Here is a 12,634-nt window from a genome sequence, read left to right on the forward strand (position 1 = left end):
ATTTCGATTTTCAGGGTTATCAGTGTTAATTCAGATTAATTCAGGTTCATAAGCCTAATATTACAGTTTGTTTATCTCTAAAATTCTGCTTTCAGGCAATTTTGAACCTGCATATCACGTTTTTTAATGTTAAGGACTCATAATATTTATTTTTTTATGAATGTTTTTAAACTTTTATTTTTATCAAAAATTTATTCTTAAAGCCATATTTTTTAATAACTGTCTTTTTGATCGTGTATCTTTTATTAAATTCAAATTTTTATACATTAAAATTCATCTTCAAGTGACTCATTTTTATTTTCTGAGTTCTGAAGATTATTTTCCGAAAATCAATTGAATTTTATCTTTTTCTTACCGAGCGTTATCGGTTTGTACTGTTATTGAAGGGGTATACGATATTATACTATACTATTTAACATTTTTCTGTAAATCTTCTCATAGAATATATTAATTTGAATGCGCTGGATCGGGATTTTGGCTGGTAATCATCAATTAATGTTTTTGTCCCCTTTTCTCAACGTCATTATCTTAAAACTCTGAGTATCTATGATTTTCAAGTCTGTATATCCCCGCCACTCTTTTAAATCCGTATCCAGACTGAATTTCTGTCATTATAAGTTCTTTTATTAAGGCTAAGTCAACTTATTGATGTAGATATTTTGGCTTAGATTCAATCTAATTTTTCTCCTGACTTACTTTATTTACACAGTACTATTTATATTTTTACATTACTTTTATTTGCCAGATATTAAAATAATATAATAATCATAGTTAATATAAAGAAAGGGTTATGAGGAATATGTGCGCAATACTGCTCATTTTTTTAATTACAGCATTTCAGATCCTTTACTAAAACATTTAGGCCTGTGTCGAAAACATTGCAGAAATACAGTTCCAGAAATACGGTTACAAGAATACAGTTATAAGAATACGGTTACAAGAACACAATTACAAAAGTACAGTTACAAAAATACGGTTACAAAAATACAATTACAAAAGCACAGTTATAAAAATACAGTTATAAAAATACAATTACAAAAGCACAGTTATAAAAATACAGTTATAAATACAGTTATACAAATATGCTTAATATATAGTTATAAAAATATAGTTCTAAGTTGATAATGATGCTGATATTTAAAAACAGCTGAGAGCTAAGAGCTTGAATTCAAATTATGTTTCAAGTGAAGATGCTGATCTGCATCTCTGAAAATATCGAATAAGTGGTATGAATACAATATTAAAAATGACTATATGTCAAAGCCTTTTGAGGATCGTTTTAATAATCTTCAATACTTCAATAACCTGGGGCTCCGGATGAATTCCAGAACCCGAGGTGGTTAATAAATTGCCGGGCTGGAAAATCCGGTCTCCGGTTATTTCATATCTCCATTTTTTAATCCTTCAGGGCTTTTGACATGTATACTCCGTCAAGATCGTATCCCAGTTTCCTATAATATTCCCTTGCGCCTATTCCGCTAATTATAGAAAGCTTGCTGTAGCCGAATTCGGATGCCATTTTTTCTGCATGTTCAATAAGTTCCTTTCCATAACCCCTGTGTTGCCATTCTTTTTGTTTTGCGCCTTTTCCTACAGGCACCATGGAGCCGTAAACATGCAGTTCCCTTATAAGTGCAGAGCCCTGCAGTTCTTCTCTGTGAGGTTCGGCAGGGAAACGCAAACGTGTAAAACCTATTAGGACATCTGCCGAAAGGTCTTCAAAAGCGATGAAGTGTTCTTTACCGTTACAGGCTTCGTAAGACTCCACAGTAAGCTCGATGTCTTTTTCATTTATCCTTCTTCCTTTCAGGCTGTTGTGTCCGACCTCTCTGCAACGTATGCAGCGACATTTCCCTCCCTTTTCCCAGAGTTTCTCCTCTGCAAGCTGCCTTAGGTTACTTTTCCTCACGCCTGCAAAGATCTGGTGGGCAGGAATATCCCTCTGGATGCGCTGAAGCCTTACCCATTTAGGCAGGACAGCCTTTATGTCTGCAACAAGTTCTGCAGCTTCTTCGTCTGAAAGAGCCTGATATTCTCCGGATTTCCACATTCTATACAGGGGGGTGCCTTCGGTTACAAGGGTAGGATATATTTTCAGGTAATCCGGCCTGAAACGCTGGTCATCGAAGAGCTTTTTAAATCCCCTCAGGTCAAGTTCGGAGTCCGCTCCAGGAAGGTGAGGCATCATGTGAAAGCCTACTTTAAATGCACTGTCTCTTAATACCCTGTTAGCTCTGACAATTTCTGCAACTCCATGCCCTCTCTGCATCCGGGATAACACAAAATCATAAACGCTCTGGACTCCAAGCTCTACCTTTGTCCCTCCAAGCCTGAGGAATTCGTCCACATGTTCTTCTCTTGCCCAATCAGGTCTTGTCTCAAAGGTTATGCCAACGTTTCGGATGTCAGCTGTTTCGTTTGCTTTCTGAACCTCTTCGAGCGGAACATAAGGCAAGGACTTTCCGATCGTCCAGGCTTTATCCCTCCATTCCATGCCTGTAAAATCGTTCATTGCTTCCAGGCAGCGTTTGGTAAACCATTCCTGATAGTCAAGGCTGCGTGCTGAAAAAGTGCCTCCCATCACTATAAGCTCAACTTTTTCAACATCATGCCCTATCTCTTTTAGCTGGGAAAGCCTGGACTGAACCTGGGAGTAAGGGTCAAATTCATGCTGAATTGCTCTCATTGCTGCAGGTTCCCTTCCCATGTAGCTCTGAGGGGATTTAAATGAGGAATTCGGACCTCCCGGACAGGGCAGGCAAACCCCATGAGGGCATGGGGCAGGAGAGGTCATTACAGCAATTACCGCGACTCCGGAAATCGTCCTTACGGGTTTTCTCCTGAGGAACTCTTTTATTAGAGCCTGCTCCTCAGGTGTGCCCTGCATAATAATATCCCCATTTCTAGGCAGGCTGGCAAGATGATACAGCTTACTCACATCTTTTTTCACTTTGTTTAACTGGTCTTCGTCTTTTATTTCCCCGGCAAGCACCTTTTCAAGGATGTTCCTGCAGGCCCTGTTGTAATCAGCTTCTTTCATCTCAAATTCCGTCTTTAGGGTCGTATTCCAGGCTCTTTCATTGTCATCTGCAACTGAAATCCTTAACCTGAACTTGTAATCAGGTTCCAGGGAGGGATTCATAAATTTTAAATTCCTGTTTTTAAGCTTTGATAAGCTACTTCTGGTGAGCCTGCTTAATTCTGATAAACCTGCTACCGGGTCTTAAAAAAGATAATTCCAGTCTTTTTTATTTTGTAGCCACTATCCAGTTCCCGGAACTGTATCTGGCTCCGGTATTAATGCATTAATTATAGTATAAAGTACCGGTTCCAGTGTAATATACAAAGCACAGACAATATGATCAAGGTTCGGTCACACTATTATAATATAGTCAGAGTACAGGTCATATTTATATAATTAATGTCTAGCTGCACTATAATATAGTCAATTGATCAACTGTACTGTATAGTCAATTGATCAACTGTACTCAACTGACTATATTATAATTCCTTTTTGTAAGACCTCTTTATTGGTGAATTTCCCTTTAATCTGATTTCGCTTCGCAGAGGTCGAATCCTATGATAAAAGTTCCCATCCCTGTTGCTGGTCTAAGCCCCATTACAGACCTGATGTACTCATCCGTAGGGGTAGAAGGAGATGCCATTACTATACCGGTTAACCCTTCTACACACTCTAAATCTTCACATTTTTGTGGAGGGAGTACTACAGTGATAGGTTCTTTCTTTGCATCTTTTGGCTTTGGTACTGCACTTCTGTAAATTACAAAATTCCCCATCACAACCATATCCCTGCACTTTTTACACTCCTCGAGTTTTTCGGGGTCATAAACATCTTCGCCTACTTTTTCCCCGTACTGCATTAGAATCACATTGGGTCCTTCAGGCCATACGTAGTCCATGTTGGTCGTAAAGGCTATGATTAACTGGCGTTTAAGAACCTCCTTTATCCCCTGATTATCTCCTATTCCCATGCCCATCAAAACCGCGCCTTCGGCTTTTTTCTCGAGCTCAAGTATTTTTTCCTTATCTTCTTCATTTAAAATGTATGTTTCTTCCACGCCTTTCATGGCTTTTATCCTGCAAAGGACATCCTGAATAATATCTTGACATTCCAAAACTGATACACCTTGTTATTTTTATCCTATGTTGAGCTGTTCAGATATAAATAAGTCTTATATAGCTCCCATTAATGAATATCAGGGCTCACTATCTTCAGGTTTTTTCAGGTAATTTGCACACCGCCCTTTATATATTTTTCTTATTTTATATTTCTGTTATTATATCGTCAATTTCTAATATGCTGTGCATTGTATTATATGGCGTGCAGAATAGACAATCTTCAACTTTTATTATTATAAAATTAATGAAAGTCTGAGCAAAAAATATGATATTTATTTCGTATGTTTCTCTGCAGCTTTACTCATGATCCTATTCCGGCTCTTACAGATCGATTTATAAATTATATTTTTTGAATTGATGCTTCAAACTCTCTAATTGTTCAATCATTAAGTAACTTAAAGAATCGTAGTGCGGATATAAGACAGCTTTTTTGACAATGCTTAATAGCTTGTAAAAAAGTGTTTAAATAGCAGGAATATCGGTTTCCGGTAATATGTACGATTAAAAGAAGATTCCCATGTGAAATTCGGAGTTTTTTCGTGGTTTAAAGAAATTTTGATAGGCTGCAAGAGGCAGGTTAGAGCATTTTTACATAATATTTTTTTAGAATTAGTATTGTTTCAAATTATTTAGTTGCTGCCCTTTAAACATATTATTCTTTTTCTATAGTGTATTATAAGCATTTCTACTTAGTCCCATATATTAACCTCTGACGAATATTCTACCCCGGGTCTTTCGACATTTACCGTCATTTGTATCGTTGTTTTGCGCTTTTCCTCTTCAATTCTTCGGAAATAGACCACAAAAGATTTAATAATGCAATTATTTTATAGAACACTTGTAATCCAATTTAGAGGGATAAGGAGGGAATGAAATCCTCTTCGGCAATAGACGAAATGGACAAGTCTGATTTGGTGAAGAATGGTGAAACCCTTTAAGTGTTCGATCCCGACACTTCTTCTTACATACGATATATCTTAACAAATATGGAGGAAACAATAAAATGAAGAGATTTGCAGCAGTATCACTGGCTGCTCTCATGCTTCTCACTGTATTTGCATCCGCCGCAAGTGCAGCAGACGTAATTGAGATCCGCGGTCCAGTATACAACGGCTCTGATATCAACAACATTATTGACACATATGGTGAAAATAATGCCCTTACAATCGATGCTACAAAGTTTGCAGCATTCTACTATGACATTGATGACAATGTAACAACCGAAACCCTTTCCATTCTTGCGGTTCCAGGCACTGAAGGAAACGTAATTGGAGAAGGCGGAATTGTCTATGAGACAACAATCCAGCAGGTTGACTACGAATTCTACAGGCCAGCTGCCGGATGGAGCAACTACAGCTTGATTGGTTTCTTCGCAGAGAAGTACATCCCGATCAACCCTGACAAAGCTGACAAGCTTGCCAAGCTCGTCCTTGACAGCGATGACAAGTACACCATCAGAACCGGCGAACAGCTCGACCTCGGAGAAGGCTATGCAATCGAAGCCAAGCAGGTCGATGTTGACGGTGAGAAAGTCTGGCTCGAGTTCACCAAGGACGGAGAATTCGTAGATGACGAAATCATCTCAGTCGTTAGCGGCTCTGACAACACCTGGGAAGTTGAACTTGATGACATCCAGGACGAAGACGATGTCGTTGTCCTCAGAGTACACGTCAACCAGGTCTTCCAGGGTGCAGTCGACAGCATTGCCCAGATCGAAGGTCTCTGGCTCATTGACTACACAAATGCAATGAAGATCGAGTCTGACGATGAATTCGGAAACCTTGACAATGTCAAGATCAACGGTGACACCCTTACCATCACCAACGAAGACACCTTCACCCTGACCAGGGACGATGAAGAAGAAATCGCTGAGGGTCTGTTCTTCAAGACCGCCGATGACACCAGAGCACTCAGGTTCTATGCCATGAAGCAGATCACAGAGCCTGGTACCTATGAAATCAGAGGAGAGGTCGCTGAGGGTGACTTCAGCTGGGATGCAACCAACTTTGCAGGATTCTTCTATGATGTCAACGACGATGTCTCTACAGAATCCCTTACAGTAACCGGCCTTAACGGTGGAAATGTAATTCCTGAGGGCGGCCTCGTTTACGAGACAACCATCCAGATGGTTGACTACGAGTACTCCAAGCCTTCCGTTGGCTGGGACCAGTTCCCTGTTGTCGGATTCTTCGCAGAAGAATACATCCCGATCAACCCTGACAAAGCTGACAAACTTGCCAAGCTCGTCCTTGACAGCGATGACAAGTACACCATCAGAACCGGCGAACAGCTCGACCTCGGAGAAGGCTATGCAATCGAAGCCAAGCAGGTCGATGTTGACGGTGAGAAAGTCTGGCTCGAGTTCACCAAGGACGGAGAATTCGTAGATGACGAAATCATCTCAGTCGTTAGCGGCTCTGACAACACCTGGGAAGTTGAACTTGATGACATCCAGGACGAAGACGATGTCGTTGTCCTCAGAGTACACGTCAACCAGGTCTTCCAGGGTGCAGTCGACAGCATTGCCCAGATCGAAGGTATCTGGCTCATTGACTACGCAAACGCAATGACCATTGAATCTGACGATGAATTCGGTGACCTTGACAATGTCAAGATCAACGGTGCCACCCTTACCATCACCAACGAAGACACCTTCACTCTGACCAGAGATGACGAAGTCGAATTTGGCCAGGGAATGTTCTTCAAGGTCGCTGACACCGCAGCTTCTGACCTCAGATACTACCCATTCGTCGAGAAGACCATCGGCGGAGAAGTAGTTGATGATGATGAAGATGATGACAATGTGACCAAGCCTGTAGACAACGACACCGAAGTTGAGGAACCAACTGAGGAACCAACCGAGGGACCAACTGAGGAACCAACCGAGGAACCAACAACTGAGGAACCAACCGAGGAACCCACTGAAGCAGATGGCTCCACTCCCGGATTCGGAGTTGTCCTTGGCCTTGTCGGACTCCTTGCAGTCGTCTACCTCGTCAGGAGGAACAACTAAATTCTCTGAGTGAAGGGTTCTACCCTTCTCTCTTTTAAATTCTTTTTTAGTTACTTCTTGCAGATAACTTTTTATTTGCAGATTTCTTAGTTCTGATGTTCTTTTAAATCTGAAATCCTGATTCTGTAAACCGTCTGGTTATTCAGGGTTTAAGATCAAGGTGAATTTTATGAAAAAAAGCATAGCTTTAATATCAGTGTTTGCGGTTTTGATGATCGCGTTTTCAGGCTGCGTGGATAATTCTCCTGCAGTTAACGGGACAGATTCAGACAACCCGGAAACAAACCCAATTTCTGATGATGATGCGGCTGGGGTAAGCACAATTGAAAACCTTCCAGCAGGCTTTGAGTATATTGATACCATCCCGCTTTCCACAGATGAGATAAAAAGTACTTATGAAGCTGAAAACGTTACGGGTATCCTTTCAGGCTCTGAAGGAATCTACAGGGATTCCAATAATACAGACTATTATGTAGATGCGATCGAGCTTGAGGATGAAGAGGCTGCAAATAATCTCATCGATGCATATAAGTCTTCCTTCCCACCATTAAGCGATGGATCCCGTTTTACGGAGGTTTCTTTCAACGGGCACTCCGGAGTTAAAATTACTGACTACATTACATCCGGAGGAAAGTCCGTTCCCAGATACTCCTATATCTGGAGCAACGAAAATTATGTGATAGTAGTTTTCGGAAATACTGCTGAAGAAGCTCCTGTAAGGCAGCTGGCAGAAGCAACAGGATACTGATTATCCGGTAGATCTGTACTTTTTCCTTTTTTCCTTTTTTTCTTTTATCTCTTTGAAATTACAAACTTCACATGAAAAGAGATTAAAATTTACTGAAAAAGCAGGCAGATTTGAAAAAATAAGCAATTTGAAAAAGAACAGTGAGCGGATAAGAACTATACCGTTTCATTAACCCGAAAGATGCTTTGAAGCGGCTGTTTTTTAATTTCCTATCCGCAATATAAATTTAACCAGATTCTGGTGTTATTCAGAAGTCCCTGCTTATACGGGCTTACTCTTCCTCAGCCGTTATTTTATAAGCAGGACGCCTTTTCCGCCGACATTAACGTCACCTGTAAACTTGCGGTATGTAACTCCGTCAGCCTCTTCCGTACCTTCTTCTTTGTAAGAGGGGAGCAGGTCTAAGACCTCACCTTTGATGATCACAGTGCCGTTCTTCATTTCGCTTGCCGGCATGGTTGCGTTGCCTTCAATAACTATTCTTCCGCCGTTGTTAGAGATTGCAGGAAGGAGCCCCACACTGCCTTTTATGAGGATTTCCCCTCCGCACATGTGTTCTCCAAGGTAGTCCTTTGCATTGCCGTTAACAGTGATCTTTCCTCCGCGCATGCCGCAGGACTCTCCGCGGTAGCCTGCACCTACATAATAGGCGGCATTCCCGTTGAGAATTATCTCTCCGCCTGACATTTCGCAGCCAAGCCAGCTGTCAGCATTTCCATTGATTACGATCTTTCCGCCCTTCATCGCAAAGCCGCAGTGCATGTCCACGTTGCCGTTGATTTCTATTTCTCCGGCACTCATGTTCTGCCCTATGCGCTTTACTCTGGAAACATCGCCTTCAAAGACCAGCTTTGTATTTTCTACGGAGTCTTTGCCTTCCACTTCCACATTGAAGAAATCTCCGAGAGGGCACTGCCCGTTTCCGTACCAGACAGGAATAGCCTTAATTTCTTCTGCATTTTTGCCGGCAAAGTTGTCAGGGTTTATGTTATCGGCTTCAATTGGAATTTTGTTTGCTTTTTTGAGGGAGAGTTTTACAATCTGCATTTAGAAAACCCCCTCTGTGCCGATCTCGACAGGTTTCTGGATATACGAGTCTTCAACCATGTAATTGGATTTGCTCACAGTGTAATACTTTCTGAATTTGCGGTCTATATCTTTCTGCATTGCGGTATCGATGCTCTCCGGAATCTTTGCGTTAACCCAGTAAGTCTTTCCTTTCGGGGTCTCTTCGATCTCTCCGTCCTTTACAACGACCTCTCCGCTCTTCAGGGTATATGATGCAGCAGAGAAAGCTTTCTTGACCTTTGCATACTCTGTCGAGGGGTCAACCTGCCCCGGAAGGATGTCATAGATAGCAATGTCAGCGTCAGAGCCCACTTTAAGGTTTCCTTTCTCAGGCATGCTGTACATCTTTGACTGTGTGCTCCTTGTCATGACAGCAAGCTCATAAAAGTCAAGTTCTCTGTCGATTCCGGGCAGTACCATCCTGTCAAGTGCCATTTTGGAGAATCCCGAGATAACCTCTTCTCTTCTCTTTGCACTCATAAGGTAGGTAAAGGCTTCAGGATAGTTGACAAAAGACCCACCGTTGGGGCTGTCAGTTGTAAACATGACTTTCCAGGGGTCTTTTACAAGCAGGGCGAGTTCAAGCCCTATTGCCCACTGGACCGCGTTCACAAAGCTTTTTGGCGAGTAGAACAGGGGCACGACTCCGGAAGCATCTTCCAGTTCAATGTCCTGGTTGCTCCATTTCTCGTGCAGCATTCTTGAGTTTGCATACTCAACAGGCCCGTCTGCGGTCATGGTAACTGCGGGTCCGAAGATTACCTGTCCCAGGTCGAAGGTCAGGTGGTTTGCTCCATTTATGTAATCTGCAACCATTGGGGCTCCTGTCTCGAAGTCCCTCCAGGAAGTCCCTGCATAAGCATTAAACTGAACGTGGGTTACGTGAAGAGCCTGCCTGTCCCTGCTGGGCTTAACCTTTTCCAGAAGCTTCATGGTCTCTATGGTGGTAGCATAGTTTCCTGGCTTTCCGAGGTTGTTGCAGTGCACGTGTATGGAGTGAGGGAGCTGAAGGCGCTCATTAGCTTCTGCAAGCCCCAGAAGGATCTCTGCAGGAGTTACATCAAAGTTGGGTACAGGGTCATAAAGTCCACTTACGTTTCTTCCCCAGCCCCAGGCTTCTCCTCCTCCGGGGTTTACAATCTTTACTCCGTATCCTCTTGAGGCTTTCAATCCCCAGGCAATGTATGCTGCAAGTTTTTCAGGCTCCTTGTCACGGATGTACTCCATGACCTGCCAGTTGCTCCCGAAGAGTGACAGCCCCATTTTGTCGAGGATAGGGATTTCCTTGAATTCTTCATGGGTATGCCTTGCAGCAAGCAGGGGAATTGCAGCTTCACAGATGGTTGTGTACCCCAGTTTTGCATACCTGTATCCGATTGCGTAAGTGTTTGGAGTGTTATACCCTACCTGAGCTCTTGTCTTTTCGGTACGTGCTACCTGGCCAGAAAGCCCGGGAACAGGGTTTTTCCTTGCATCGTTTGGGTTGATGAAACGGCCTACGTTGATCTTTCCTGCGCTGTGTGTGTGCCCGTCAAAGCCCCCTGCCATGGTGAGCCTGCCCTCTGCATCAATAACCTTTGCACTTCCGGAGACGCTGTCCACAATCTTTCCGTCTCTTATGCAGATGTCCATAGCCTCGCAGTTAACTCCCTGTGCAGGGTCACAGACGCTGGCGTTTTTAATCAGGATTTCCGACATCTTATACACCTCTCTTCATTTCCCTTACTTTTGCAGTCAGGTCTTTTACGATCTCTTCGTCGGTCTTGAACTCTGTATCAATCAGTTTCTTCATGCGGAGGGAGATTGCATCCATGCGGTAAGCCGTACCCTCAGCTTCGATTCCCACAACTGCTGCCGGGATCACCACATCTGCGATTTCGGTTGTGGGGTTGGCATAGGGGTCAATCTGGATTACGGGAATTCTTGCCAGGTGCCTGACAGCTTTTTGAGGGAAGTGTGCTCCGGCATCAGCTGCAGCTATAATTGCAGCATCAGGCTCTTCGCGCACAAGCAGGTCATTTGCTCCGGTTTCTCCGGGGTTGTAATAAGGATAGCCTCTGGCAAAGTCAATAGCCATGGGGAAGCCGGTTTCCCAGGTAGCCACCTGTCCGAAACCGGTAACATTATAGTGCCCTCGCATTCCGATCATTACGGCTTTGGTGTGCTGGTTAAGGTCTGAAATCAGAGAGGACACTGCATCTCCGTTCTTGTACTTTGAGCGGGACTGGGTGACCCCCATACCGAAGAAAATACAGGTGAATTTTGCATTCTTCAGGGTCTCTGCAAGTTCAAGAACCTCGGCTTTTGGAACACCTGCAACCGTTTCCGGGACAACATCCTCATGCCCGTTTACAATTGAACGGAGAGCGGTCACAAGGAGAAGGTCTGAACCCTGTTCAATCTCCACATATTTATCAGCAATTTTTGCAGTATCGGTCTTTCTGACATCAACAACTACCATTTTTCTGCCTTTTCGCCCTTTTTCCGTGAAGAATCCCTTTGAAAAGCTTGAATAACGGGACATGTGCCTGGGATGGGCGTGCACAGGGTTGCAGCCCCAGAAAACTATTACATCTGCCCTGTTCTTTATTTCTCCCAGGGAGGCTGAAGGGGACCCTTTCTCCTGAGCAGCAAGGGCAGTCGGTCCGTGGCAGACGTTTGCCGTAGAGTCTATTATAGAACCAGTCTCCTCTGCGAGCTGAATTGCTCCGCTGACTGCTTCACACGAAGTGGAACACCAGCCGTAGGAAAGTGTCCTTCTGGAGTTTACCAGGATTTTTGCGGCAGCTTCGATTGCCTCTTCATAAGATACAGGCACAAGCTCCCCATCTTTTCTTACCATCGGGGTTTCTATCCTGTCATGCTCGAACATGCCGACAAACTTGCTGTGCCCAAGAATGCAGGCATTTTCTATTTTTGTAATCTTATTATCTTCTACAGTGACTGTGATATCGTCGCAGAGGGATCCGCAGAGGGAGCATACTGCGTCTTTAATTACTGGCATATTTTTTCCTCCGAATTTTCAGGTTTCTCCGGGCCTGATGAACACATGAGTTACTCGATTGAGGGGGTCTGGACTCAGTCTTCCAGGTATTTCCTCATGAGCGCTTTCATTTCCAGGGGCTTTTCATCCGTGACTTCTATCTCAGCAGGGACGCCTTTGAACCCTGGCATTCCGCAGCCGTGGGTATCAGGGTCCAGAACTGCATTTGCCCAGGGGCCCATAGGGATAAAGGCAAGGCCATCAGGGTTTCCTTCATTTGCTTTTGCGAACACTACCACTTCCCCAAAATCAGTGGTAACCTTCAGGCTGTCCCCTTCGGAGGCTCCAAGCATCTCAAGGTCTGCGGAGTTCAGTTCGCAGTATGCACAGGCATCAAAATAGCCTTTATGTGTTTTAGCTTCCAGATGTGCGCCCTGGTCGGCGGTCCTTCCGGATATAAGGTTTGCTTTTATTTTCATGGAAATTCCTCATCTGGGATTTAATCCAGGTAATGAAAATACCGAATTAGTTGGATCACTTTTTGAAGCATTGATCCCGAATTCTTGATTTCTTACATCTTTCTGGCCCGGAGATTCGTATCCTGGTCATAATTGAAAGTCAAGCTGAGGCATGGGTCTTCCTGAGAAACTGCAGTTTCCGGGTCTCAGCCGGGGGAACCGGG

The 12,634-nt window shown here is 43.5% G+C and carries 8 protein-coding genes; 2 read left to right on the top strand and 6 right to left on the bottom strand.

All coding sequences use genetic code 11. The features are described 5' to 3' along the window. Window positions 1-1,396 precede the first annotated feature (1,396 nt). Window positions 1,397-3,040, bottom strand: a complete 1,644-nt coding sequence (locus M886_RS07280) for a tRNA uridine(34) 5-carboxymethylaminomethyl modification radical SAM/GNAT enzyme Elp3 (RefSeq protein WP_048038992.1) — start codon at window positions 3,038-3,040, stop codon at window positions 1,397-1,399. A gap of 505 nt (window positions 3,041-3,545) precedes the next feature. Then, entirely contained in the window at window positions 3,546-4,136 is a 591-nt protein-coding gene (locus M886_RS07285; protein WP_011033907.1) for a hypothetical protein, read from the bottom strand. A gap of 1,007 nt (window positions 4,137-5,143) precedes the next feature. Between M886_RS07285 and slmA the strand changes: the two genes are divergently transcribed. Then, window positions 5,144-7,153, top strand: a complete 2,010-nt coding sequence (gene slmA / locus M886_RS07290) for an S-layer protein SlmA (protein WP_048050953.1) — start codon at window positions 5,144-5,146, stop codon at window positions 7,151-7,153. A gap of 169 nt (window positions 7,154-7,322) precedes the next feature. Continuing rightward, entirely contained in the window at window positions 7,323-7,901 is a 579-nt protein-coding gene (locus tag M886_RS07295) for a hypothetical protein (protein ID WP_015412237.1), read from the top strand. 288 nt (window positions 7,902-8,189) lie between these two features. Here the strand turns inward: M886_RS07295 and M886_RS07300 are convergent, their stop codons facing one another. From M886_RS07300 to M886_RS07315, 4 genes are all read right to left on the bottom strand, one after another. After that, window positions 8,190-8,948, bottom strand: a complete 759-nt coding sequence (locus M886_RS07300) for a formylmethanofuran dehydrogenase subunit C (protein WP_048050954.1) — start codon at window positions 8,946-8,948, stop codon at window positions 8,190-8,192. Then, entirely contained in the window at window positions 8,949-10,667 is a 1,719-nt protein-coding gene (locus tag M886_RS07305) for a formylmethanofuran dehydrogenase subunit A (RefSeq protein WP_048050955.1), read from the bottom strand. A gap of 1 nt (window position 10,668) precedes the next feature. Then, window positions 10,669-11,973 (bottom strand): formylmethanofuran dehydrogenase subunit B, encoded by a 1,305-nt coding sequence (locus tag M886_RS07310; RefSeq protein WP_048038984.1) that lies wholly within the window; start codon window positions 11,971-11,973, stop codon window positions 10,669-10,671. A 74-nt stretch (window positions 11,974-12,047) separates the two neighbouring features. After that, on the bottom strand, window positions 12,048-12,431 hold the full coding sequence (locus tag M886_RS07315) for a molybdopterin dinucleotide binding domain-containing protein (protein ID WP_011033913.1): 384 nt from the start codon (window positions 12,429-12,431) through the stop codon (window positions 12,048-12,050). Window positions 12,432-12,634: the final 203 nt, after the last annotated feature.

Origin of the sequence: Methanosarcina soligelidi (assembly GCF_000744315.1) — an archaeon.
Taxonomy (GTDB): Archaea; Halobacteriota; Methanosarcinia; order Methanosarcinales; family Methanosarcinaceae; genus Methanosarcina; species Methanosarcina mazei.